The 25,468-nt window shown below is 63.9% G+C and carries 21 protein-coding genes; 17 read left to right on the plus strand and 4 right to left on the minus strand.

The annotated features are described in order from the left end of the window. The first annotated feature begins 116 nt into the window (after positions 1-116). The 11 genes from bamB (at position 117) to BG57_RS22690 (ending at position 12,888) form a co-directional block, all read left to right on the plus strand. Complete coding sequence (gene bamB / locus BG57_RS22640; protein ID WP_035968334.1) at positions 117-1,259, plus strand: outer membrane protein assembly factor BamB; 1,143 nt, start codon at positions 117-119, stop codon at positions 1,257-1,259. Between the two features lie 364 nt (positions 1,260-1,623). After that, the gene (gene der / locus BG57_RS22645) at positions 1,624-2,964 is read left to right on the plus strand and encodes a ribosome biogenesis GTPase Der (protein ID WP_035968290.1); all 1,341 of its coding nucleotides are present in this window, start codon (positions 1,624-1,626) and stop codon (positions 2,962-2,964) included. A 147-nt stretch (positions 2,965-3,111) separates the two neighbouring features. Further along, positions 3,112-3,348 carry an RNA chaperone Hfq gene (hfq, locus tag BG57_RS22650; RefSeq protein WP_006999489.1) on the plus strand — a complete coding sequence of 79 codons (237 nt, stop codon included), beginning with the start codon at positions 3,112-3,114 and terminating at the stop codon, positions 3,346-3,348. An 86-nt stretch (positions 3,349-3,434) separates the two neighbouring features. After that, the gene (hflX, locus tag BG57_RS22655; RefSeq protein ID WP_035968291.1) at positions 3,435-4,712 is read left to right on the plus strand and encodes a GTPase HflX; all 1,278 of its coding nucleotides are present in this window, start codon (positions 3,435-3,437) and stop codon (positions 4,710-4,712) included. A gap of 55 nt (positions 4,713-4,767) precedes the next feature. Continuing rightward, positions 4,768-6,144 carry an FtsH protease activity modulator HflK gene (hflK, locus tag BG57_RS22660; protein WP_035968292.1) on the plus strand — a complete coding sequence of 459 codons (1,377 nt, stop codon included), beginning with the start codon at positions 4,768-4,770 and terminating at the stop codon, positions 6,142-6,144. Positions 6,145-6,155: 11 nt separating this feature from the next. Then, positions 6,156-7,052 carry a protease modulator HflC gene (hflC, locus tag BG57_RS22665; RefSeq protein WP_035968293.1) on the plus strand — a complete coding sequence of 299 codons (897 nt, stop codon included), beginning with the start codon at positions 6,156-6,158 and terminating at the stop codon, positions 7,050-7,052. Positions 7,053-7,114: 62 nt separating this feature from the next. Then, positions 7,115-7,300 (plus strand): DUF2065 domain-containing protein, encoded by a 186-nt coding sequence (locus tag BG57_RS22670; protein ID WP_035968294.1) that lies wholly within the window; start codon positions 7,115-7,117, stop codon positions 7,298-7,300. A 115-nt stretch (positions 7,301-7,415) separates the two neighbouring features. Continuing rightward, positions 7,416-8,588: an ATP phosphoribosyltransferase regulatory subunit gene (locus BG57_RS22675; RefSeq protein WP_035968297.1), complete on the plus strand. Its 1,173-nt coding sequence runs from the start codon at positions 7,416-7,418 to the stop codon at positions 8,586-8,588. Between the two features lie 129 nt (positions 8,589-8,717). Further along, on the plus strand, positions 8,718-10,064 hold the full coding sequence (locus BG57_RS22680; protein WP_035968299.1) for an adenylosuccinate synthase: 1,347 nt from the start codon (positions 8,718-8,720) through the stop codon (positions 10,062-10,064). A gap of 103 nt (positions 10,065-10,167) precedes the next feature. After that, entirely contained in the window at positions 10,168-10,728 is a 561-nt protein-coding gene (locus BG57_RS22685) for a phosphoribosyltransferase (RefSeq protein ID WP_035968301.1), read from the plus strand. 267 nt (positions 10,729-10,995) lie between these two features. Then, positions 10,996-12,888 carry a potassium transporter Kup gene (locus BG57_RS22690; RefSeq protein WP_035968302.1) on the plus strand — a complete coding sequence of 631 codons (1,893 nt, stop codon included), beginning with the start codon at positions 10,996-10,998 and terminating at the stop codon, positions 12,886-12,888. A gap of 65 nt (positions 12,889-12,953) precedes the next feature. Here the strand turns inward: BG57_RS22690 and BG57_RS22695 are convergent, their stop codons facing one another. Both BG57_RS22695 and BG57_RS33390 read right to left on the minus strand, forming a co-directional pair. Beyond that, entirely contained in the window at positions 12,954-15,299 is a 2,346-nt protein-coding gene (locus tag BG57_RS22695) for a Tex family protein (protein ID WP_035968304.1), read from the minus strand. A 24-nt stretch (positions 15,300-15,323) separates the two neighbouring features. Further along, complete coding sequence (locus BG57_RS33390) at positions 15,324-15,689, minus strand: hypothetical protein (protein ID WP_167569271.1); 366 nt, start codon at positions 15,687-15,689, stop codon at positions 15,324-15,326. Here BG57_RS33390 and BG57_RS22700 point away from each other — a divergent pair. The 3 genes from BG57_RS22700 to BG57_RS22710 all read left to right on the plus strand — a co-directional run bounded on the left by BG57_RS22700 (position 15,586) and on the right by BG57_RS22710 (position 19,098). Then, entirely contained in the window at positions 15,586-16,401 is an 816-nt protein-coding gene (locus tag BG57_RS22700) for a flotillin family protein (protein WP_371875877.1), read from the plus strand. The genes BG57_RS33390 and BG57_RS22700 overlap by 104 nt on opposite strands. Before the next feature lie 138 nt (positions 16,402-16,539). Then, positions 16,540-16,761 (plus strand): DUF465 domain-containing protein, encoded by a 222-nt coding sequence (locus tag BG57_RS22705; RefSeq protein WP_035968308.1) that lies wholly within the window; start codon positions 16,540-16,542, stop codon positions 16,759-16,761. Between the two features lie 108 nt (positions 16,762-16,869). Further along, positions 16,870-19,098 (plus strand): DNA repair helicase YoaA, encoded by a 2,229-nt coding sequence (locus BG57_RS22710; protein WP_035968310.1) that lies wholly within the window; start codon positions 16,870-16,872, stop codon positions 19,096-19,098. On the opposite strand, the gene BG57_RS22715 is transcribed toward BG57_RS22710, so the two are convergent. Both BG57_RS22715 and BG57_RS22720 read right to left on the minus strand, forming a co-directional pair. Beyond that, positions 19,058-19,768, minus strand: coding sequence for a transposase (locus BG57_RS22715; protein WP_052005944.1), 711 nt, complete (start codon positions 19,766-19,768; stop codon positions 19,058-19,060). The genes BG57_RS22710 and BG57_RS22715 overlap by 41 nt on opposite strands. 180 nt (positions 19,769-19,948) lie before the next feature. Then, positions 19,949-20,782: an outer membrane protein assembly factor BamD gene (locus BG57_RS22720; RefSeq protein WP_035968314.1), complete on the minus strand. Its 834-nt coding sequence runs from the start codon at positions 20,780-20,782 to the stop codon at positions 19,949-19,951. A 227-nt stretch (positions 20,783-21,009) separates the two neighbouring features. On the opposite strand from BG57_RS22720, the gene BG57_RS22725 reads away from it, so the two are divergent. The 3 genes from BG57_RS22725 (at position 21,010) to phaC (ending at position 25,331) form a co-directional block, all read left to right on the plus strand. After that, a complete protein-coding gene (locus BG57_RS22725; RefSeq protein WP_035968317.1) occupies positions 21,010-22,185 on the plus strand; it encodes an RluA family pseudouridine synthase in 1,176 nt (391 codons plus the stop codon). Further along, entirely contained in the window at positions 22,182-23,018 is an 837-nt protein-coding gene (gene pgeF, locus BG57_RS22730) for a peptidoglycan editing factor PgeF (RefSeq protein ID WP_035968320.1), read from the plus strand. Before BG57_RS22725 ends, pgeF begins: the two co-directional genes overlap by 4 nt. A gap of 291 nt (positions 23,019-23,309) precedes the next feature. Next, positions 23,310-25,331 (plus strand): class I poly(R)-hydroxyalkanoic acid synthase, encoded by a 2,022-nt coding sequence (gene phaC / locus BG57_RS22735; RefSeq protein ID WP_035968325.1) that lies wholly within the window; start codon positions 23,310-23,312, stop codon positions 25,329-25,331. Positions 25,332-25,468 lie beyond the last annotated feature (137 nt).

Here is a 25,468-nt window from a genome sequence, read left to right on the forward strand (position 1 = left end):
CTTCGTTCGAGCGCCAACGCTATTTCGCCAATCAAGCCGCCGCGCCGCGCGTCGCCATCGAGCGAAGCGCGGCTGCGCCGGTCAACCGAATTCACCCATTCATGTTGCGTCCACCGATGATTCAATTGAAACGCTACGCCGTGCCCTTCGCCTGCGCGATGACCGTCCTGCTGGCCGCCTGTGCGTCCACCAAGGACGAACGCCGCGTGCCGACACCGCTCGTCGACATCAAGCCGGTGCTGAATGTCAATCAGGCGTGGAAGGCGAGCGTCGGCAAAGCCGGCCGTTACCTGTTCGCGCCGGTCGCCGTGGGCGATGCCGTCTTCGCCGCAGGCGAGAATGGCACTGTCGCGAAGATCGACGCGACGACCGGTCAGGAAGTCTGGCGCACCAAGCTCAAGGACGATCTGTCGGCGGGCGTCGGCAGCGACGGCAATCTGACGGCGGTCGGCGGCCTGAAGGGCTCCGTCTACGCGCTCGGACCGGACGGCAAGCAATTGTGGACGGCCACGGCGCCGGGCGAAATCGTTTCGCCGCCGCTCGTCGGCAATGATCTCGTGGTCGTGCGCACCATCGACGGCAAGGTCATCGCGTTCAGCGCGCAGACCGGCGAGCAGAAGTGGATATTCCAGTTGCGCGCCGTGCCGCTGAATCTGCGTGTGGCCGCCGCGATGACCTTCGCCGGCAATCAGGCGGTGCTCGCGGGCTTCCCGGGCGGCAACTTCGCCGCGATCAACCTGCAAACGGGCGACGCCTACTGGCAAGCGCCGGTGTCGTACCCGAAAGGCGTGACGGAAGTCGAGCGCATCAACGACGTGACCGGCGCGCCGGGTCTTGTTGGCGCGCAGACCTGCGCGGTGACGTTCCAGGGCAAGATCGGCTGTTTCGACGCGAACTCGGGCCGTCCGGTCTGGGAAAAGAACTTCTCCAGCGATAGCGGCCTCGCACAGGACGAGCAGATCGTCGCCGCCGGCGATGACTGGTCGGTGGTCAACGCCTTTCGCGCGTCGGACGGCACGCCCGTCTGGAAGAACGACAAACTGAAGAGCCGCCGCGTCAGCGTGCCGTTCATCCTGGGTCGCGCGGTCGTTGTAGGCGACTACAAGGGCTTCGTGCATTTCCTGAGCGTGGACAACGGCGAGATCGTCGGCCGCGCGCCGACCGATGGCAGCGAAATTACCGCGCCGCCGGTGCTGGCGGGCAATACGCTCGTCGTGCAGACGCACGATGGCGGCCTGTACGGCTTCCGTCCGCAGTAAGTCTCATGCAGCGCTTCGTCCTTCACGGGACGAGGCGCAATTGGAAGGACCGGCGCTCGCAGCGCCGAAGCCCTGTACAGGGTTGCAGAAAACAGAGCGCGACATCCGTTCGCGCTCGACAAGAATGGCCCGCCAGGCCGGGCACGAAAGAAGAAAGCGCGCCGCCGATGCCGCGCGACAAAAGCCCGCGCAAGGCAACCATCGGTGCACGGCGCGACGGCCCGACAGCGGCATAAGCTGCAAAGCGGCGAGCCGAATCCATGCTAATTTTCGACAAGCGCAGCCATTCTCGCGGCGCAAGCGGCGAAGACGCCGTACCGCGCGTTTCGCCCATCGCCTTGCGTTCAACTGTGAACAAACTCTGATGAAACCCGTGATTGCCCTCGTCGGGCGCCCCAATGTGGGGAAATCCACTCTCTTTAACCGGCTGACGCGTTCGCGCGATGCGCTCGTCGCCGATCTGCCCGGTCTCACGCGCGACCGCCACTACGGCGAAGGGCGCGTGGGCGGCGAGCGTCCGTATCTCGTCGTCGATACCGGCGGCTTCGAGCCGGTCGCGAAGGACGGCATCCTGCACGAGATGGCGCGTCAGACGCGGCAGGCCGTCGAGGAAGCCGATATCGTCGTGTTCATCGTCGACGGACGCAACGGGCTCGCGCCGCAGGACAAGTCGATCGCCGACTATCTGCGTAAGACCGGCCGGCCGCTCTTCCTGGTGGTCAACAAGGCAGAGGGCATGAAGTACACGGCGGTCGCGTCGGACTTCTACGAACTCGGCCTTGGCGATCCACGCGCGATTTCGGCGGCGCACGGCGACGGCGTCACCGAGATGATCAACGACGCGCTCGACATCGCCTACGCCGGTCAGCCGGAAGAGAGCGAGGAAGAGAAGGCGCAGCACGGCGTGAAGATCGCGATCGTCGGACGGCCGAACGTCGGCAAGTCGACGCTCGTCAATACGCTGATCGGCGAAGAGCGCGTGATCGCGTTCGACATGCCCGGCACCACCCGCGATTCGATCTATGTTGATTTCGAGCGTCAAGGCCGCGAATACACGTTGATCGACACGGCGGGTTTGCGCCGCCGCGGCAAGGTCTTCGAAGCGATCGAGAAGTTCTCGGTCGTCAAGACGCTGCAGTCGATCTCAGATGCGAATGTCGTGATTCTCCTGCTCGACGCGCAGCAGGACATCTCCGATCAGGACGCGCATATCGCGGGCTTCGTCGTCGAACAGGGACGCGCGCTCGTCGTTGGCGTGAACAAGTGGGACGGGCTGGACTCGCATGTGCGCGAGCGCACGAAGGCCGATTTGACGCGCAAGCTGAAGTTTTTGGACTTTGCTAAATTCCACTACGTCTCGGCGCTGGAAAAGACGGGCATCGGCGCATTGATGAAGTCGGTCGATGACGCCTATGCCGCCGCGATGGCGAAGCTGCCGACGCCGAAGCTCACGCGCGCGCTCATCGAGGCCGTGGAGTTTCAGCAGCCGCGCCGCCGCGGGCCGGTCCGGCCGAAGCTGCGCTATGCGCACCAGGGCGGACAGAACCCGCCGATCATCGTCGTGCACGGCAATGCGCTCGATGCGGTCACCGATACCTACAAGCGGTATCTGGAAGGCCGATTCCGAGAAACTTTTGGACTGGCCGGCACTCCATTGCGAATAGAGTTTCGCTCGAGCAAGAACCCCTACGCGGACAAAGAGTAAGCGCCCGCGGAGCCAAGCGTTTCGGCCTCATTGGCCAAATGGCCGGTCTGGTGCGGAAACGAAAATCGGCTATAGTGTAGCGATTGCCGGCGGATCTCTTTTTCTTCGTCACAATACTTCTAACCTGCAAAAAACACGGAGTTTGCTATGAGCAACAAAGGGCAATTGTTACAAGACCCGTTTTTGAACGCACTGCGTAAAGAGCACGTGCCGGTCTCGATCTATTTGGTCAACGGCATCAAGCTTCAAGGGAACATCGAATCGTTCGACCAGTACGTCGTGTTGCTCCGGAATACGGTCACCCAGATGGTCTACAAGCACGCCATTTCAACGGTCGTGCCGGCTCGCCCGGTGAATTTCCACCCGGACGCTGAATCGTCCTAACCTCGTTGCGGCCGGCGCGCCGTTGCCATTCCGAATTCGAACATTGAGCAACTCGCCGGTCGCTTCAAAAACTATCCAGACATAATTTGATTAACGCAGCGCTTGTGGGCATCGATTTCGGCAAGATCGATTTCGAAGCCAGTCTCGAAGAACTCAGCCTGCTCGCAGAAAGTGCGGGCGCCCATCCTGCCGTTACGCTCACCGGCCGTCGGTCCAGTCCGGACGCCAAAATGTTCATCGGCAGCGGAAAGGTCGAAGAACTGCGCCTTTCCTGCGAAGCGAACGACGTCGAACTCGTCATTTTCAATCACGCGCTCGCGCCCGCGCAGCAACGCAATCTCGAACTTGCGTTGAATCGCCGCGTCGTCGATCGCACCAGTCTCATCCTCGATATCTTTGCGCAGCGCGCCCGCAGCCATGAAGGCAAATTGCAGGTCGAGCTCGCGCAACTGCAATATCTCTCTACGAGGCTGATTCGCGCCTGGACCCACCTCGAACGCCAGAAGGGCGGTATCGGTTTGCGCGGTCCCGGTGAGACGCAGCTCGAAACCGACCGCCGGCTGATCGGCGAGCGCATCAAGGCGCTGAAGACGCGGCTTGCGAAGCTGCGCCGTCAGCACGGCACGCAGCGCCGGGCGCGTCAGCGCAATCAGACGATGTCGGTGTCGCTCGTCGGCTATACGAACGCGGGCAAGTCGACGCTGTTCAACGCGTTGACCAAGGCGCAGGCGTATGCCGCGAACCAGTTGTTCGCCACGCTCGACACTACGTCGCGCCGCGTGTTCCTCGGCGAGGAAGCGGGCCATGTCGTCGTTTCGGATACGGTCGGCTTTATTCGCGAACTGCCGCACCAGCTCGTCGCGGCGTTTCGCGCGACGCTCGAGGAAACCATTCACGCCGACTTGCTGCTGCACGTCGTCGACGCATCGAGTCCGGTGCGCCTCGATCAGATCGATCAGGTGAACGAGGTTTTGCGCAGCATCGGCGCGGACTCCATCCGCCAGATTCTCGTCTTCAACAAGATCGACGCCGTGCCCGAACTTGCGGCCCGCGGCGAGGCGGTTGAAAGGGATGAGTATGGTAATATTTCGCGCGTCTTTTTGAGCGCACGCACGGGTCAGGGACTCGACGCGCTGCGCGCCGCCATCGCCGAAATTGCTTCAGCGGAAGCAGGCGAACCCGAAGAAAGCATGCCGAGCGTGTTCGCCGAAACCGGCGAGCCGGCGCAAATGTCGGAAGCCACGCAATTCCCGCAGTCCACGCAGTCCGGGCCGAACGAGACACACGACGAGAACGCGCAGCCGGAAGACCACCGGCCAGCCGGAGAACGTGACGGCCACAAGGTTCCTGAACACGGACACTAACTGCTCCGCATGACCGACGCGGCATCGAACCGGCTGTCTAATGGTGAATCACTGAGTGAACGATTACAACGAGCGGACTAACAGGCAGCGCATGCATGCGGCCTTTTCGATCAACGATCCGCGCTGGGGGCGGGGCGACGGCGACGGCGTCAAGAACGATTCGAAGCGCCCGCAGGACGGCAAGCGCGGCAACGGCAAGGAAGAAGGCCCGCCGGATCTCGACGAAATGTGGCGCGAATTCAATCGCCGCCTCGCCGGCATTTTCGGCCGCAAGCCGAACGGCGGCATGCCGCGCGACAACGGGCGGGGCACGCGCATCGGCGTGGGCATCGTCATTGGCGTGCTCATCGCGATCTATCTCGGCAGCGGCGTGTTCGTCGTGCAGGATGGACACGTCGGCGTGGTCTCGCAGTTCGGGCAATACCGGCAGACGGTGACGCAAGGCATCCACTGGCGTTTGCCGTATCCGTTCCAGTCGCACGATATCGTCGATACGTCGCAAGTGCGCTCCGTCGAAATCGGACGCGGCACGGCGCTCTCGCAAGGCAACGTGCGCGATGCATCGCTGTTGACGAACGAAGCCGACATTCTCGACGTGCGCTTCTCCGTGCAGTATCAGATCAAGTCGCCGACCGACTTCCTGTTCCGCAATCCCGATCCCGACCTGAGCGTCACCGAGGCGGGGCAGGCCGCGATTCGAGAAATCGCCGGCGCCGCGGCGACGGACGATCTGCTTTACAAGGACCGCGAAGCATTGCGCCCGCGTCTGACCGAATCCATCCAGCGCTCCCTCGACGCCTACCGCACCGGCTTACAGGTGACGGGCGTGACCGTGCAGAGCGTGCAAGTGCCGACTCAGGTGCAGGCGGCGTTCGAAGAAGCATCGCGCGTGCGGCAGGACAACGAGCGCGCCCGCGATACGGCCGAGGCCTACGCCAATCAACTGCTGCCCCGCGCAAAGGCGGATGCCGCGAAGATGATCGAAGAAGCCACCGCATACAGTAACCGCCAGGTGACGCAGGCTCAGGGCGACGCCGAGCGTTTCAAGGAGGTCTACGCGGAATACTTGAAGGCCCCGGCGGTCATTCGTCAACGCATGTACCTGGACACGATGCAGCAGATCTACTCGCAAACTACCAAGGTATTCGTGGACAGCAAGGCAGGCAATAACGTGATTTATCTGCCGCTCGACAAGCTCATCGACGCGAACCGTCAGCAGGCCAGGGACGCAGCGGCGAACACGGGCAGCGCCGCGTCGGCTCCGGTTGAGCCACAGGTTCGTCCGCAAGCCACGGCGCCCGCCTCGGCGCCGGCGGCAGCAGCGCCCGCGAGCGGTGCAAGCCCTGCAAGCGGCGCCAGTGCCGCGAGTGGCGATCCGCTGCGCTCGCGCGATGCGTTCCGCTCGCGCAGCCGTCAAGACGACCTGCAGTAAGGAGCGCGAACATGAATCGAATCATTGCGCTCGTCGTCGCAGTCGTCATCGTGCTGTTTATCGGTTCGTCGATGGTCTTCACCGTCGACGAACGGCACGCCGCCATCGTCGCCGCTCACGGGGACAGCAACCCGCGCCTCGACGGTCCCGGCCTGCACTTCAAGCTGCCGCCGCCGTTCCAGACGCTCACGCTCATCGACACGCGCACGCTCACCATCGACGAGAGCGGCGCCGATCGTTTCACGACGTCGGACAAGAATGAAGTGCTGGTGAATACGGTCGTGAAGTATCGCGTGGCCGATCCACTCAAGCTCTTCGTCAGCAACGAGAAGAACACGCAAACCGCGCAAGAGCGTCTGATCGCGCTCGCCCGCACCGCGCTTGCCAGCGCGTTCGCGAATCGCTCGCTGACCGATGCGCTCGGCAATCAGCAGGCGCTCGAGAACGAAGCGCTGAAGGCGGTGGAAGGCGCGGCGGGAGCGTTCGGCGTGCAGCTCGTCGACCTGCAGATGACGCGTATCGACTTTCCGTCGGCGGTGGCCGATTCGGTGTACAAGCGCATGATCGCGGCGCGCCAGCAGGCAGCGGCGAACGAGCGCGCGAAAGGCACGGCGGAAGCGGACAAGATCAAGGCCGACGCGGAACGCGAGCAGCAGCAAATTCTCGCCGATGCCTACAGTCAGGCGCAGTCGATCCGCGGCGAAGGCGACAGCAAGGCCGCCGCCATCGCAGCCGACGCATACGGACGCGATCCGCAGTTCTATCAGTTCTATCAGAGCCTCGAGGCGTACAAGAAGACGTTCAAGCCCGGCGACGTGATCGTGGTCGATCCGAGCAGCGACTTCTTCCGCTTCATGAAAAGCCCGAACGGCGGTGCGGACGCATCCGCTGCCGCAGCGAAACGCTGACCGTACCCGCGCCGCGCGCCAGAGGTGAATAAACACGCGCGCGGCGCCTTCTTTCCGAGAACATGGTCGAGACGATACTGCTCGCACTTGCGTTGATGCTGATCATCGAAGGCATGTTTCCCTTCGTCTTTCCCACCGCCTGGCGCGACACGTTCCGCCGTATCGCCGAACGGCCGCCGCATCACATCCGCATCGGCGGATTGATCGCGATGGCGCTCGGACTGGTCCTGTTATGGATCGCCACGTAAGCCGATCGCGGATCGCAGCGCCCGGCGGGGTTCCGCCATTTAGCCTATCTTTGTCTCTATCCGCCCATGCGCGCCGTGCTTGCGAGCGCCGCGTGCCCAAGCAGGAAACGTATCGATGTCCACCTGGTTGCTTCCCGAAAATATCGCCGACGTGTTGCCGTCGGAAGCCCGCAAGATCGAAGAGCTGCGCCGCCGCCTGCTCGACCGGTTTCGCTCGTACGGCTACGAGCTCGTCATGCCGCCGATGCTCGAATACCTCGAATCGTTGCTGACGAGCGGTGGAAGCGACCTGAATCTGCGCACCTTCAAGCTCGTCGATCAGTTGTCGGGCCGGACGCTGGGTTTGCGGGCGGACATTACGCCGCAGGTGTCGCGTATCGACGCCCACTTGCTGAACCGGCAGGGCGTCACGCGTCTTTGCTATGCGGGTGTCGTGCTGCATACGCGTCCGCGCGGCCTGCACGCGACGCGCGAGCAGATTCAGATCGGCGCGGAAATCTACGGTCACGCCGGGCTGGAAGCGGATCTCGAGATTCAGCAATTGATGCTCGATTCGCTGCACCTCGCGGGCTTGTCGAAAGTGCGCCTCGACCTGTGTCATGCGGGCGTGCTCGCGGCGCTGCTTGAACTGGAACCGGCGGCGGCATCGCTCGGAGAAGCGCTCTACGACGCGCTCGCCAGCAAGGACGTGCCGCGCATCAACGAACTGACGGCGCATCTCGGCCACGTGCCGCGCGAGGCGTTGCGCGCGCTGCCTTCGCTTTATGGCGATGCTTCGGTGCTCGAAATGGCGCGTGCGCGTCTGCCGAATCTGCCGGTGATCGCGCGGGCGCTCGACGACCTCGCGTTCCTCGCCGCCCGCGCCGACGGCGCGGAGCTGATGATCGACCTGGCCGACCTGCGCGGCTACGCGTACCACAGCGGCGTGATGTTCTCCGCTTACGTCGATGGCGTGCCGAACGCGGTTGCTCGCGGCGGCCGTTACGACGATGTCGGCTCGGCCTATGGCCGCGCGCGGCCCGCGACGGGCTTCTCGCTGGACCTGCGGGAAGTGGCGCGCATTTCTCCCGTCGATGCACGCGGCAGCGCGATTCTCGCGCCGTGGAGGCACGAAGAACCGTTGCGCGCGGCCGTCGCGACGCTGCGGGATGCGGGCGAAGTCGTGATTCAGGCGTTGCCGGGCCACGAACACGATCTCGACGAATTCGCATTCGATCGCGTGCTGGTCGAGCGCGACGGGCAATGGGCGGTCGAGGAGCGCGTGAATCCGGCTCGTTCCGGCGCCTGACGGCCCAGGACTTTCGTCATCGCGCGTGCAAGCGCGTGAACCAGACCTAATCGCGGCATGCATCCCGAAAAACTCGGAAACGGCCGCGAACATAGGTAAAATGCGTTTTTAACCAGCTAACGAATCAACATGTCTGCCAGTGCAGTGAATGTGAACCCGGGGCGCAACGTCGTCGTGGTGGGCACCCAGTGGGGTGACGAGGGCAAGGGCAAAATCGTCGACTGGCTGACGGACCATGCCCAGGGCGTCGTGCGCTTCCAGGGCGGTCACAACGCCGGCCACACGCTCATCATCGGCGGCAAGAAAACCATCTTGCGCCTCATCCCGTCGGGCATCATGCGCGCGGGCACGGCCTGCTACATCGGCAATGGCGTCGTGTTGTCCCCCCAGGCGCTGTTCAAGGAAATCGACGAACTGGAAGCCGCGGGCATCGATGTCTGCAAGCGTCTGTTCATTTCCGAGGCCGCCACGCTCGTCCTGCCGTACCACGTCGCCATCGACCAGGCGCGCGAAGCCAAGCGCGGCGCCGGCAAGATCGGCACGACGGGGCGCGGTATCGGTCCGGCGTACGAAGACAAGGTGGCCCGTCGCGGCCTGCGCGTGCAGGATCTGTTCGACGCGCCGCTCTTCGCAGAACGTCTGCGTGAAGTGCTGGACTTCCACAACTTCGTGCTGACGAAATATCTCGGTGCCGCCGAAGTCGACTATCAGGAAACGCTAGACACGATGCTCGGCTACGCCGACCGTCTCGCGCCGATGGTCACGGACGTCTCACGCCGCCTGTACGACGAAAACCACGCTGGCCGCAATCTGCTGTTCGAAGGCGCGCAAGGCACGCTGCTCGATATCGACCACGGCACGTATCCGTACGTCACGTCGAGCAACTGCGTCGCGGGTGCGGCGACGGCTGGCGCGGGCGTCGGTCCGCAAAAGCTCAACTACATGCTCGGCATCACGAAGGCGTATTGCACGCGCGTGGGCGCCGGCCCGTTTCCGAGCGAACTGTACGACGCGGATAATCCGAAGCGCCAGGACCCGGTCGGCGTGACGCTCGCCTCCGTCGGCAAGGAATTCGGCTCGGTCACCGGCCGTCCGCGCCGCACCGGCTGGCTGGATGCCGCCGCGCTGCGCCGCTCGATCCAGATCAACGGCATCACGGGCCTGTGCATGACGAAGCTCGACGTGCTCGACGGCCTGGAGGAAGTGAAGCTGTGCGTCGGCTATACGCTCGACGGCAAGGCGCTCGACATCCTCCCGCGCGGCGCGTCGGAAGTGGCGCGCTGCGAGCCGGTCTACGAGACGTTCGGCGGCTGGAAGGAAAGCACCGTCGGCATTACGCAGTGGGACAGCCTGCCCGAGAACGCGCGTGCTTACCTCACGCGTGTGCAGGAAGTGGCGGGCGTGCCGATCGACATGGTGTCGACCGGTCCGGACCGCGACGAAACCATCCTGCTTCGTCATCCGTTCAAGGTCTGAGCGCGCCCAAGCCTCGGCCTGAACCGGACGCTGTAAAGAATGTGGCCGCTTCATGCGGCCACATTTCGTATATAACCGCACTATGCAATCGAAAGAGCCTCACATGATCGCGATGACCGACCCGCGTAACGACGAAAAGAACCTCTGGGTCAACTGGGACGAATATCACCGGTTGATCGAAATTCTCGCGCTGAACGTGCACGACTCGGGATGGAAGTTCGACAAAATCCTGTGCCTCGCGCGCGGCGGCCTGCGCGTCGGCGACCAGCTTTCGCGCATCTACGACCTGCCGCTCGCCATTCTTGCGACGAGTTCGTATCGCGAGGCCGCGGGCACGCAGCAGGGCGACCTCGACATCGCGCAGTACATCACGATGACGCGCGGCGAACTGTCGGGCAACGTGCTGCTCGTCGACGATCTCGTCGATTCGGGCGTCACGCTGGCGCGCGTGCAGGACCACCTAAAAGAGCGTTATCCCGCGATCACCGCGGTGCGCTCGGCGGTGCTCTGGTACAAGGCGTGCTCGAAGGTCAAGCCCGACTATCACGTGCAGTTTCTTGAAACGAATCCGTGGATTCATCAGCCGTTCGAGGAGTGGGACACCGTGCGTCCTCACAACCTCGGCGCCTGGATCAAGCGAGGCACGCAGAACGGCCGCGTTTGAGCATCGCGCCGTCCTGTTCGTTTCGATGCACTGCGCCGTTGCGCCGGGGTTTTCTCCCGACGCAACGGCGTTTTGCTTTCCGGCCGCCTTTCAGCGCGACCGTGTTGCAAAGGCGTGCCGCGCCGCTTACGCATTCGGGGCACGATGCTAAACTCTTACTCGCGTCTGTCGTGGTGCATGAGCAACACGCAGGCAGACGTATCTGCGTGCGACGTTAGATAGAATGGCGTTCGGTTTTCTTCCGCCCTGGACGGATCTCTCGCTTTTATGACTAACATGACTCACGCGCAAGAGCGCAAACAGCCTTTGCATTCGCTTGCGCTCGCGGCAATCGGCGTCGTCTTCGGCGACATCGGCACGAGTCCACTTTACGCTTTGAAGGAAGCCTTTAGCCCAACCCACGGCATCGCGCTTTCGGAAGCCTCCATCCTCGGCGTCATCTCCCTGCTGTTCTGGGCCATCGTCATCGTCGTGGCCATCAAGTACGTGCTGTTCGTCATGCGCGCCGACAACAACGGCGAAGGCGGCGTGTTCGCGATGATGACCCTCGCGTTGCGCAGCGTGAAAGACTCCGGCCGTCTTTCCGGTGTGCTGATGATGCTCGGCATCTTCGGCGCCTGCATGTTCTATGGCGATGCGGTCATCACGCCGGCGATGTCCGTGATATCGGCGGTCGAAGGTCTCGAGATCGCCGCGCCGAAACTCTCGCCTTACGTGATCCCCATCACGATGGTCATTCTCGTGATGCTGTTCTGGATCCAGCGTCACGGCACCGCCGTGGTAGGCAAGCTGTTCGGGCCGATCATGCTGGTCTGGTTCGGCACGCTCGCGGTGCTGGGCGCTTATCACATCGTGCTCGCGCCGGGCGTGCTGGTCGCGTTAAATCCGTACTACGCCGTCTCGTTCATGGCCGATCACGTGCTGCAGGCGTATATCGTGCTCGGTTCGGTCGTGCTGGTGCTGACCGGCGCGGAAGCGCTCTATGCGGACATGGGCCACTTCGGCGTCAGGCCGATCCGCTACGGCTGGTACGGGCTCGTGATGCCGTCGCTGCTGCTGAATTACTTCGGGCAAGGCGCGCTGCTGATGCACTCGCCGAAGGCCATCGAAAGCCCGTTCTTCTTGCTCGCGCCGGAATGGGCGCTGCTGCCGCTCGTGATTCTGTCGACGATCGCGACGGTGATCGCATCGCAGGCCGTCATCTCGGGCGCGTATTCGCTGACGAGTCAGGCGATCCAGCTCGGTTACGTGCCGCGCATGAAAATCCTGCATACGTCCGAACTGGCGATCGGGCAGATCTATATTCCGCTCGTCAACTGGATGCTGCTGTTCATCATCCTGTGCATCGTGGTCGGGTTCAAGAGCTCGGAGAACCTGGCGGCCGCGTATGGTCTCGCCGTCACCGCGACGATGCTCGTCACCACCATCCTCGTTTCGGTCGTGATGACGAACCTCTGGGGATGGAACCGCTTTCTGGTCGGCGCGATGATCGCGATGATTCTCGTCATCGATATCGGCTTTTTCGGCGCGAGCTTGCTGAAGATCGAGCAGGGCGGCTGGCTGCCGCTGTGCATCGGCGGGGCGCTGTTCTTCCTGCTGATGACCTGGTACAAGGGCCGCATGATCGTGAAGGATCGCACGGCCGCCGACGGCATTCCGCTGATGCCGTTCCTGCAAGGCTTGCTTGCGCACCCGCCGCATCGCGTGTCGGGCACGGCCATTTACCTCACTGGCAGCGATTCGCTCGTGCCGGTCAGCCTGCTGCACAACCTGAAGCACAACAAGGTGCTGCACGAGCGGACCATCTTTCTGAACTTCATCACGCGCGATATCCCTTACGTGGACGACGCGCATCGGCTGGAAGTTAAGGACGTCACGGGTGGTCTCTTTCTCGTGAAGGCTGCGTACGGCTTCAACGAGACGCCCGATGTGAAGGCAGTCCTCGAACAGATCACGCGTGCGCACGCGATGACCTTCGAGTTGATGGACACGTCGTTCTTCATGGCGCGTGAGACCGTGGTGCCGACGGAGTTGCCCGGCATGTCGGTGTGGCGTGAACGCGTGTTCGCGTGGATGCATCAGAACGCTGCGAAGCCGACCGACTTCTTTAGCATTCCGGCGAATCGCGTCGTGGAACTGGGGACGAAGATCGAAATCTGAGCGCTGCGACGCTCAATAAAAAACCCACGCCGAGACGTGGGTTTTTTGTTGGCAGCGCAAGTCGCTTATCGTTTGAGTTTCGCGAAAGCCGCGGCCATTGCACCGGCGGCTTCCGGCTCGCGGCGCTGGTTGCCCCGCGCATCGCGTCCGCCGCCCGAAGCGCGACGATCCTGCCCGCCACGCGCCGATGCACCCGCGCCGCCGCCCGCCGATGCGGCTGCGAAGTCGTCGTCAAGGCGCATCGTCAGCGAAATGCGCTGGCGCTTCACGTCGGTTTCGAGCACCTTCACCTTCACGACCTGACCCGCCTTCACGACTTCGTGCGGGTCCTTGATGAACTTCGTCGACATCGCCGATACGTGCACGAGACCATCCTGATGCACGCCGATATCGACGAACGCGCCAAATGCCGCGACGTTCGTCACGACGCCTTCGAGCACCATGCCCGGCGCGAGATCTGAAATTTTCTCGATGCCCTCGCGGAACGTCGCCGTCTTGAACTCGGGACGCGGATCGCGGCCGGGTTTTTCGAGTTCGGCGAGAATGTCGCGCACGGTCGGCAGGCCGAAGCGATCGTCGACGAATTCGGTGGGCGAAAGGCCCGCGAGCGCCTCACGCTTGCCGAGCACATCGCCGACGTGCTTGTTGATCTTCGCGAGAATGCGCTGAACGACCGGATACGCTTCCGGGTGTACCGACGAACGGTCGAGCGGATTCTCGCCATTGTTGATGCGCAGGAAGCCCGCGGCCTGCTCGAAGGTCTTGTCACCGAGACGCGGGACCTTTTTCAGGTGCTCGCGCGAGGGGAACGGCCCGTTCGCGTCGCGATAGTCGACGATATTGCGCGCGAGCGTCGCGTTCAGCCCCGACACGCGGGCGAGCAGGGCGACGGACGCCGTATTCGCATCGACGCCGACGGCGTTCACGCAATCTTCGACGACCGCATCGAGCGAGCGCGCCAGTTCGCGCTGATTCACGTCGTGCTGATACTGGCCGACGCCGATTGCCTTCGGCTCGATCTTGACCAGCTCGGCAAGCGGGTCCTGCAGACGCCGCGCGATCGACACCGCGCCGCGCAGCGACACGTCCAGCTCCGGAAATTCCTTCGCCGCGAGTTCCGACGCCGAATACACCGACGCGCCCGCTTCGGACACGACGATCTTCTGCAGATTCAGATCCGGATGCTTCGCAATCAGTTCGCTCGCGAGCTTGTCGGTTTCGCGCGACGCCGTGCCGTTGCCGATCGACACGAGTTCCGCTTGCGTTGCGCGTGCGATCCGCGCGAGCTTGGCGATGGAGCCGTCCCAGTCGCGGCGCGGCTCGTGCGGGAAAATCGTATCGGTGGCCAGCAGCTTGCCGGTGCGATCGACGACAGCAACCTTCACGCCCGTGCGCAGGCCCGGATCGAGACCGATCACGGCCTTCGGACCCGCGGGCGCGGCGAGCAGCAAATCCTTCAGATTCCGCGCGAAGACGCGAATTGCTTCGTGCTCGGACTCTTCACGCAACTTCGTCAGCAATTCGTTTTCGATATGCGGCTGCACCTTCACGCGCCAGCACCAGCGGCAGACATCGGAGAGCCACTTGTCGGCGGCGCGCCCGCGATTGGCGATGCCGACGTGCTGCGCGATCATCGCTTCGCAAGGATGCGGCACTTGCGCGTCCAGTTCTTCGCCGAGACCCAGCTTGACGGACAGCACGCCGGCGTTGCGGCCGCGGAACAGCGCGAGCGCCCGGTGCGACGGCACGGTGCGAATCGTCTCGCTGTAGTCGTAGTAATCGCGGAATTTCTCGCCTTCCTCGCCTTGCTTGCCGTCGACGACACTCGACATCACGCGGCCCTGATTAAACAGGTAGTCGCGCACCTTGCCGAGAATCTCGGCCGTTTCGCCGAACTGCTCCGACAGGATGTCGCGGGCGCCGTCGAGCGCGGCTTTGGTATCGGCGACACCTTTTTCGGCATCGACGAACCTGGCGGCTTCGGTCTGCGGATCGAGCGTCGGGTCCGCGAGCAGCGCCTGGGCGAGCGGCTCGAGGCCGGCTTCGCGGGCAATCTGCGCGCGCGTGCGGCGCTTCGGCTTGTACGGCAGATAGAGGTCTTCGAGCACCTGCTTGCTGTCGGCGGCTTCAATTGCGCCGCGCAGCTCGTCGCTGAGCTTGCCTTGCTCGTCGATGCTTTGGAGGATGGCAGCGCGGCGGTCTTCCAGCTCGCGCAGATAGAGGAGGCGCTCCTCGAGCGTGCGCAATTGCGTGTCGTCGAGATTACCGGTCACTTCCTTCCGATACCGGGCGATGAACGGGACAGTCGAGCCTTCGTCGAGAAGCTGCACGGCGGCCGCGACCTGGCGCGGCTGCACGGTGAGTTCGGTGGCGATGCGCTGTACGATCTTGAGTGCTACGGTTTCCGTCATGGTTCTGCGCTGTCTGCTGGCTCGTCAGGGAAGCGGCGGCGGGGCATGCTCCGGGCATGCGTGGGAGTGCGCGAACGTGCGCCTGGCCAGCGCCGCCGGACGCCGTGACGAGCGATGGGCCGGGTTGCTGGAGCAGGGCATTTTGCCATAAATGCCGGAGCGCTCCGGCGGGCGGTGATAGAATTTCGGGATCGCGCAAGCCCTGTTTTTCCCTTCGCGCACCTGATTCCTTATCACGTTGCCGTTCATCAATTTGCTCAACTTTCGCTTTTCAAAGGCCTCGCCGATTGCGCTGGGCGTATCGTCGATAGGCGTGCTTCTGGCGCTCGCATCGCAGCCGGGAATCGCGCAGACGGCCAGGCCGATCGATCCGACGACCGCCGTGAGCACGCAGCCGCTCGACGCCGCTTCGAGCGACGCAGGCAGCACGGACGAGGCGCTTCGTGCCGGCTACGACAAGCGTCAGAAGGCGCTCGACAAGCGGACATCGGAGAACGATTATCGCTATGGCGTGAAGCAGCACGACTGCTACAGCAAGTTCTTCGTCAACCACTGCCTCGACAATGCACGCACTGAAATGCGGGAAGCGCGTCAGCAGATTCGCCAGGAACAACTCGCACTCGACGACGAGCAGCGTGCGGAACGCGCAAAAGAGCGCGATCGCCAGACCGGGTTGAAGCAGGCGCAGTACGAAGCCGAAGCGCCGCAGCGCGCGGCCAACGAGAAGTCGAATCAGCAGGCGTACGAGGACAAGCAGCGCCAGAATGCGCTCGCCGCCGCGCAGCGCGACGCCGAGGCGCCGCAGCGCACGGCCAATCAGGCAGCGTACGACCGCAAGCAGGCGGACTACCAGAAGAAGCTGGACGAAGCCCGCGCGCGCGGTGTCGCCGAAGCGCAGGAGCGCGAGCAGAAGGCGCAGCGTTACGAGCAGAAACAGCAGGAAGCCGCGCAGCATCGCGCTGAAGTGGACGCGCGCCAGAAGGAAGCTGCGCGTAAGCAGCAGGAAAAGGCACAGCAAGCGCAGCAGGAACAGCAGCGGCAGGACCAGTTGAAGCAGCAGCAGCAGCAGCAGCAGCAGCAACAGCAGCAGCAGGGCAAGTAGCGCCGCACGGCGCGGCGCGGTGGTCGACGGCTTGGCATGGGACTAGAGTTAGGCGCTGAAGCGCCAACTCCGGTCGACAGCTTTGCATGGGACCGGAGTAGGCGCTAAAGCGCCAACTCCGGTCGACAGGAGGCGAGGATGCAGCAGCGCTTGAACGCACCCCGACAAACCGCCGCGGATGCCGCTCTGATCCGCGATCGCATCGCGCAATTGCAGGAAGAGCATCACGGCCTGGACACGCTCATCGAGAAACTGTCAGGCATCGACGATCTCGAATTGCGCCGCCTCAAAAAGCGCAAGCTCAAGGTCAAGGACACCATACTCCTGCTGCAATTGCAGTTGGACACCGACCCGCACTGACCGCTCGCGCGGTGCAGTTGCAGTAGTCGCGTGTTCACCGGCGGCTCGCCCCGCCGGCGGTGCGCCGCATCGCACGAAACCCGCAGAATTCGCAGAATCGAGCTCCCTTTGAACTCTCCCGTCCCTACCTCCGACTCCGCGAGCACGCCGTTCGCGCTGTCGGACAAGCGCCGCGTCGAACTCGATGCGATCTTCTCCGCCGATGGCCTGCTCGCACGGGCCATCGACGGCTATCGGTCGCGTGCATCGCAGATCGAGATGGCGCGCTCCGTCGCCGCCGCGATGGAAGCGTCCGGCCGCGCGATGCCCGAACCCGCGATGTTCGAAGCGCAGCGCCGTCCCGCACGCAAGCTGGGGCCATCGGACAAGCCTTACGCGCCCGACGAGCCGCCCGCCGACGACGTCGGCATCGCGACGGCGAAAGCGGCCATCGACGGCGGCGAGAATACGCTGATCGTCGAAGCGGGAACCGGCACCGGCAAGACCTACGCATATCTCGTCCCGGCCATGTTATGGGGCGGCAAGGTCATCGTCTCGACGGGGACGAAGCATCTGCAGGACCAGCTTTTTCAGCGCGATATCCCGACGGTGCGCGACGCGCTCGCCGTGCCCGTATCGGTGGCGATGCTCAAAGGCCGCGCGAACTACCTCTGCCACTACTATCTGGAGCGCACCGCGGACAACGGCCGCCTGCCGTCGCGGCAGGATACGTCGCATCTGCAGGAGATAGTCCGCTTCGCGAAGATCACGCGCACCGGCGACAAGGCGGAACTCGCGAGCGTGCCCGAGAATTCGCCGGTCTGGCCGATGGTCACGTCCACGCGCGACAACTGTCTCGGCCAGGAATGCCCGCATTACAAGGACTGCTTCGTGATGCAGGCGCGCAAGGAGGCGCAGCAGGCGGACGTCGTCGTCGTGAATCACCATCTGTTCTTCGCCGACGTGATGCTGCGCGACACGGGCATGGCCGAACTTTTGCCGATGGCCAACACGATCATTTTCGACGAAGCGCATCAGCTTCCCGAAACCGCGACGCTTTTCTTTGGTGACACGCTCTCGACCACGCAACTGCTGGAACTGGCGCGCGATACCGTCGCCGAAGGTTTGAGCCACGCGCGCGACGCCGCCGACTGGACCAAACTCGGCGCCGCGCTCGAACGCGCCGCGCGTGACTTGCGGCTTGCGTTCAAGGAAGATTCGGCGCGCTTCTCGCTTGGTCAGCTTCCCGACGGCCATCCGCTCTTCGACGCGCTGGATACGCTCGAAACGCATCTCGACGCCCTCGCGGCGGCGTTGTCGTCGCACGGGGAGCGGGCGGAATCGCTGCAGGCGCTGGTGCGCCGCGCGCGCGAGTTGCAGGACCAGCTTGCGGGCTGGACCACGCCGCCGACGCCGCTGGAGCGCGCCGTCGTGGAAGACGAAGACATCGCGAAGGAAGCCGCGAAGGACGAGCCGAACGAGATGGTGCGCTGGATCGAAGTGTTCTCGCACACGGTTCAGTTGCACGAGACGCCGCTGTCGGTCGCGCCGATCTTCGCGAAGCAGCGCGCCGGTGTGCCGCGTGCGTGGATCTTCACGTCGGCGACGCTGTCGGTGCGCGGCGACTTCACGCACTACGCGGCGCAGATGGGCCTGAACGCCCGCCGCTCGATGACGCTCCCGAGCCCCTTCGATTACCCCTCGCAAGGGCTTCTGTACGTGCCGCGCAATCTGCCGCAGCCGTCGTCGCCGCAGTTCACCGACGCCGTCTTCGAAGCCGCGTTGCCGGTGATCGAGGCGGCGGGCGGCGGCGTGTTCGTGTTGTGCACGACGCTGCGCGCGGTGGACCGCATCGCGTCGCGTCTGCGCGATGTGATCGATCGGCGCGGCTGGGGCAACCCGCTGCTCGTGCAGGGCGATGCGAGCCGCACCGAACTGCTCGATCGTTTTCGCGCGTATGGGAACGCGATCCTCGTCGGTAGCCAGAGCTTCTGGGAAGGCGTCGATGTGAGAGGGGATGCGCTGTCGCTCGTCGTCATCGACAAATTGCCGTTCGCGCCGCCCGACGACCCCGTGCTGGCCGCCCGGCTCGACGCGCTCACGAAGAAAGGGCTGAGCCCGTTCGCGGTGCATCAGTTGCCGCAGGCGGTCATCACGCTGAAGCAGGGCGCTGGCCGTCTGATCCGCGCCGAAACCGATCGCGGCGTGCTGATGATCTGCGACACGCGCCTCGTCGACAAGCCCTATGGCCGCCGCATCTGGCAGAGTCTGCCGCCGTTCAAGCGCACGCGCGAACTCGATGTCGTCCGCGCGTTTTTCAGTGATTCGCCGAGTTCGACTGTGGAACTGGCCGACTAGCGAAGTTGCCGATGCGTTCGATGTTCGCGATCGCCCGGGCGATCCGAGCGTCGGCGTCGGCTGCCGCTGCCGCTGGCCCGCGCGCGGGCGCCTGCCTGACGCGCACCGACTGGCTGCCGTACGCGCCGCCATAACTCAGCGTGTCGTGTGACGAAGGTGGCGCGTTGCCGGGTGCCGCGCGCTCGCTCGCGTCATCCGCGTTCGATGAAAGATTCGCCACGATGCGCGCGTTGCTGGTCGTGCCGGCCTTGATGCGAATGCCGTTCGCCGCCAGCACGCCGTTCACTTCGGCCAGCAGCGCCGCCGCCGATTGCTGCGACTGAAGCACGCTGCGGAAGCGGTGGATGGCCTGCGCATCGGGCGCAACCGAGCGTTCTCCATCGATGTCGATGCCGATGCGCGCGAAGCGTCGAAACGCGATGCTGTCGATGAGCGCGTCCTCGCAAGCACGGTCCGACAGTCCGAACCAGTTCTGAATAAAACATACGCGCAACATGCGTTCGATGCTCGCGGAGAACGGCTCGTCGCCGTCGCGCCCATGCTGCTCGACGATGGCGCACAGGCGCGGCCACGGGAGCAGCAGGTCCATCGTGTCGAGAAATTCGTCGCGCTGAGTGCGCCTGAATTGCGTCGCCGGAACTGCTTCGTCCCGGATGGGGGATAGCGCCATGCTGATCTCTTTCAATGTCTGTCACGCTCAGGCGGCGCGCAGTACCGCTTCGATGCCTGACCGTGATATCAGGATTGCTAAATTTTGTTGCCAAAAAGCAAAAATTTAAGCGAAAAAAATAGGGCGCCCAAGACGCCCTTGTCGAAAGGCCGACGCACTGCGCCGGCCGCCCGGTGAACATTACCAGATCTGGTACCAGGGCTTCTCGGCGCCAGCGCGGGCCTTCCCGGTGACGTACGGGCTGTCCGGGAACGTCGCGGCGAGCACGCGCTTGGTGTCGTCGGCGAGTTGCGGCTGGTCGAGCCGCTGATACGACAGCATCATGATGTGCAGCGCTTCTTCCGTCGCCGGCGCATTCTTGTATTCGCGGATGGCGAGCTGCGCGCGGTTGATCGCCGCGACATACGCGCCCCGGCGATAGTAATAATTGGCCGCGTGCACTTCATGCGAGGCGAGCGCGTTCACGATGTAGCGCATGCGCTGCGCGGCGTCCGGGGCGTACTTGCTTTGCGGATATTTGTCGACGACGACCTTGAACGCGTCATACGACTCGCGCAGCGATTTCGGATCGCGCTCGCTCATGTCCTGACCGGAGAAGCGGCCAAAGAGACCGAGGTCGTCGTTGAAGTGGATCATGCCCTTGAGATAGTACGCGTACGAGATCTCGGGGTGATCCGGATGCAGCCGGATGAAGCGGTCGATGGCCTGGTCGGCCGAGGCGGTTTCGCCGTCCTTCCAGTTGCAGTACGCGACGTTGATCTGCGCCTGCTGCGCGAAGTGACCGAACGGATCGCGCCCTTCGAGTGCCTCGAAGTACTTGGCGCACTTGCCCCAGTCGCTGCCCGACAGCGCGTCCTGGGCCTCCGTATATAATTTGTTGTTATTCCAGAGTGCGGTTTCGTCGGTCTTCTCGGGCAAGCCGTGACAGGCCGTGACGATGGCGACGCTCGCGGCCAGCGCCAGATACTTGATCGATTGCCGCATCGATTGATGAATGGTGTTGAAGGCTCGCATCAGTGCTTGCTTATCCTGGCTAAAACTGGCTATTACTGGCTCTTTCCAGCTGTGTTCAGCTGTGACCCCGGTGCAGTCTCTTCCGCGCGGCATGCCGTTCGGTCGACCGCGATGCTTCCCGGTCCGCAACGTCGAAGCACGGGCGGCTCGCAGACTGGACGATGACGTTTTACTTCATCGCATCACCACCGGCCGCTCCTCGCGTACTTCCCGTTAATCTTCTTCAAATGACCCGCTCAAGTACTCGTCGTACCAAAGACCAACTCAAAGATTATAGCCGATGCGATACGGCCGACGACGCAGCTTCGCCGCAATCGCCGCAGGCAAAGGGCCCGGCTGCATCGTCCGCCGACGTGCGCACCGCGCACGTTCCCGACGAACTCGCGGGCGACCGGCTCGACAAGGTGCTGGCCAAAGTCTTCCCGGAATTCTCGCGCAGCCGCTTGCAGGGCTGGATCGAGGAAGGGCGCGTGCTCGTCGACGGCGCGAGCGCCAAAGTGCGCCAGTCGGTGCCGCTCGGCGCGACCATTTCGCTCGTGCCCGACCTGCTGCCGGAGCAACTGGCGTTCACGCCGGAGCCAGTGCCGCTGCATATCGTCTACGAAGACGACGCGCTCGTCGTCATCAACAAGCCGGCGGGCATGGTCGTGCATCCGGCGGCCGGCAACTGGAGCGGCACGCTCCTTAACGGCCTGCTCCATCGATACGGCGACGCGGCGATCGGCCTGCCGCGCGCGGGCATCGTGCATCGTCTGGACAAGGAGACGTCGGGACTGATGGTCGTCGCGCGCACGCTGGAAGCGCAGACCGACCTCGTGCGCCAGTTGCAGGCGCGCACGGTGAAGCGCCGCTACGTCGCGTTCGTCTGGGGCAACATGCGCGATGAAGGCACGATCGACGCGCCCATCGGCCGCGATCCGCGCGAGCGCACGCGCATGGCCGTCGTCCAGAGCGCGGCGGGCAAGCACGCGCGCACGCACTTTCGCACCATCGACCGGGCGGTCTGGAACGGCCAGCCCGTAAGCGCGATCCATTGCGATCTCGAAACCGGCCGCACCCATCAGATTCGCGTGCATTGCGCGCATGCGGGGCATCCGCTGCTGGGCGATCCAATCTACGGTCACGTGCGCGGCAGGCGTTCGGTAACGCCGCTGCCGAACGGCTTCGCGCGGCAGGCGCTGCATGCGTGGCGCCTCGGGCTGGTTCATCCGCTGACAGGCAAGGACGTGCACTGGCGCGCGGACGTGCCCGACGATATGTCGACGCTCGCAGCGGAACTCGGCTTCGGGCGCGACGAGGATATCGATCTGGACGAAGACGAGGACTTCGTCGAGGTCTACGAGGTGGGCGGGGACGAAGGCGACTGGGACGAAGACGAAGATTACGAGGACGACGAAGCATGATCGATTCACGCACCGGCGAAGCGCCCGCACTCGATCCACAGCACTGCCTGTGGCCGCAATGGCGCGTGTCGCCGCGCGTTCGCGCATTCGTGACGACGCGGGCGGGCGGCGTCAGCGCCGCGCCTTACGACGGCGGCGCGCCTGACGCGGGCGGGCTGAATCTGGGCCTGTCGACCGGCGACGTGCCCGACGCGGTGCGCGAGAACCGCCGCCGTGCGCTCGCGCTCACCGGTGCGCGCGACGCCGCATGGCTTCAGCAGGTCCACGGCACGCAGGTCGAGGACGCTCACGCGGTCATCGGCGCGAGCGGCCCCGTCAATGCTGATGCAAGCGTGACCGACCGCGCGGGCATCGTGTGCGTGGTGATGACCGCTGATTGCCTGCCCGTGCTCTTCTGCGACGACGACGGCCGCGCGGTTGGCGCCGCGCATGCCGGCTGGCGCGGACTGGCGGCGGGCATCATCGAAAAGGCGGGCGAGCGCGTTGCGGCGCTGGCGGGCGCGCCGGCATCGAAACTGAACGCTTATCTTGGACCGGCTATTGGTCCTGCGGCTTTCGAAGTCGGAGAGGACGTGCTGGAAGCGTTCGCCGCTGCGTCCGCTGCGGACCGTCGCGATGCAACGGCGGCTGCTTTCCGGCCAACCGGCAGCGAGAACAAGTATCTCGCTGACATCTACACACTCGCGCGCCTGCGACTCGCCGATATCGGCATCGACGCCGCGCGCATTCATGGCGGCGCGCATTGCACGGTGACGGAAAGTGCGCGCTTTTATTCATATCGTCGGGATCGGGTGACGGGCCGCATGGCCGCCATGATCTGGCTCGCCGAGTAATCCGTCGGCACTTCAATCGCGATTTCAACCCCCATGGCGAAGCCTTTTCTTTCATGGGGGAAAACGATAATTATAAAAATATCGCACTGCGGCAAAATCGGGACGAAGCATTGACATGCTCGACACCCAAGAGCAAGAATGTTCCCGGAATTCATTCAATCGGGCACGGCGTAGCAAGGCACTCTTGCCACGCGCAATTAAGGCGCATCAATACTTGCGCGCTGGTCAGGAAAAGCCCGGCAATGCCTGCATCACAATCAGTCTTGCGAGACTCAGAGGTCAAAGGCGGGTATGGCTTCCAAAACTTCTTCTTCATCTTCCCGCTCCAGCACGGCCGACAGCACCCCGGCGCAATCTCCAGCCGATATGACCGGCGTGCAGCAGGCCTTCGAGCAATGGCTCAACGCATGGCGAACCGTGGCCGATCCCGGTCAATGGGTCAAACTCACTGAACAGACGAATCAGGCGGCGAGCGCGTTCGCGGCAAACGCCGGGAAGCCGGTCATGCCGGGACTGGGCGCCTTGCCGTTTCCGGGACTGGGCGGATTGACGAACGGCCTGGCCGCCGCGTTTCCGACCATCGCGAACATGCCGCAGATGCCGGACATCACGAAGATGAACGGACTCGCGGAATTCGCCAAACTGGCGAGCAGCATGCCGGGCTTCGGCGCGGCGATGCAGGGTTTGCCCACCTTGCCGAAGATTCCGACGGCAGCGATCGCGCCGGAGCGTCTGCATCAACTGCAAAGCGATTACACGCGCGACGTGACCGAGCTGCTCAAGCAGGCGAGCGAGCAGAACATCGACGCCGCCGCGCTGAAGGACCGCCGCTTCAAGGACACCGCGTGGCAAGCCACGCCGGCATTCGCGTTCACGGCTGCGTGGTATCTGCTGAACGCGCGTTATCTGCAGGAGCTGGCCGACGCGATCCAGAGCGATCCGAAAACCCGCGAGCGCATTCGCTTCACCGTGCAGCAATGGGCCGCGATGGCCGCGCCGAGCAACTTTCTTGCGCTCAATCCCGAAGCGCAAAAGGCGCTGATCGAAAGCAAGGGCGAGAGCCTGCGTCAGGGCATGTTGAACCTGCTCGGCGACATGCAGCGCGGCAAGATTTCCCAGTCGGACGAATCGGGCTTCAAGGTCGGCAAGAACATCGCGACGACCGAAGGCGCGGTGGTGTACGAGAACGAACTCGTGCAACTGATCCAGTACAAGCCGCTCGCGCCGAAGGTCCATGCACGGCCGCTGCTGATCGTGCCGCCCTGCATCAACAAGTTTTATATCCTCGATCTGTCGCCGGAAGGCTCGCTCGTGCGCCATGCGCTCGAATCGGGACAGCAGGTGTTCATCCTGTCGTGGCGCAATGCGGATCAGTCGATCGCCCACAAGACGTGGGACGACTACGTGCAGCAGGGCGTGATCGAGACGATGGCCGTCGTGAAGGACATCAGCGGCGCGGACAAGATCAACACGCTCGGCTTTTGCATCGGCGGGACGATGCTGGCGACGGCGCTCGCGGTGGAGAAGGCGCGCGGCAACGAGCCGGCCGCATCGATGACGCTGCTCACCTCGATGCTCGACTTCTCCGACACGGGCGTGCTCGATGTCTTCGTCGACGAGGCTCACGTGCAGATGCGCGAACAGGCCATCGGCGGCAAGAACGGCGCGCCGGCGGGACTGATGCGCGGCATCGAGTTCGCCAACACGTTCTCGTATCTGCGGCCGAACGATCTCGTGTGGAATTACGTCGTCGACAATTACCTGAAGGGCCGCACGCCGCAAGCGTTCGATCTGCTCTTCTGGAACAGCGACTCGACGAACCTGCCGGGCCCCATGTCCGTCTGGTATTTGCGCAACACGTATCTGGAGAACAAGCTCCGCGAGCCGGGCGCGCTGACCGTGTGCGGGCAAGCCATCGACCTCACGACGCTCGACCTGCCGACCTTCATCTACGGTTCGCGCGAGGACCATATCGTGCCGTGGAAATCGGCGTATGCTTCCGCGCCGATTCTGTCGGGACCGCAGACGTTCGTGCTCGGCGCATCGGGGCATATTGCGGGCGTGATTAATCCGCCGTCGAAGAACAAGCGCAATTTCTGGATGCTCGACAACGCGAACGGCCGCCTCCCGGACGATCCCGATGCGTGGTTCGAAGCCGCGAGCGAGCATCCCGGAAGCTGGTGGCCGACGTGGACGCAATGGCTCGCCGCGAATGCCGGCGAGCAGGTGAAGCCGGCTGCGTCGTTCGGTTCGAAGGCGTATCCGGTGATCGAACCGGCGCCCGGGCGCTACGTGATGGAGCGTGACAGTTGAGCGGTGCTTGAGGCGAACCCCTGGGGCGAAATGGCGACTGTGCGCGAGACCGCATAGGCACTCACGAAACGGCATTAACATGCGATGCCAAAGGAAACTGAAATGACTGACGTAGTGATCGTATCGGCCGCGCGTAC

The sequence above is a fragment of the Caballeronia grimmiae genome, from assembly GCF_000698555.1.
Taxonomy (GTDB): Bacteria; Pseudomonadota; Gammaproteobacteria; order Burkholderiales; family Burkholderiaceae; genus Caballeronia; species Caballeronia grimmiae.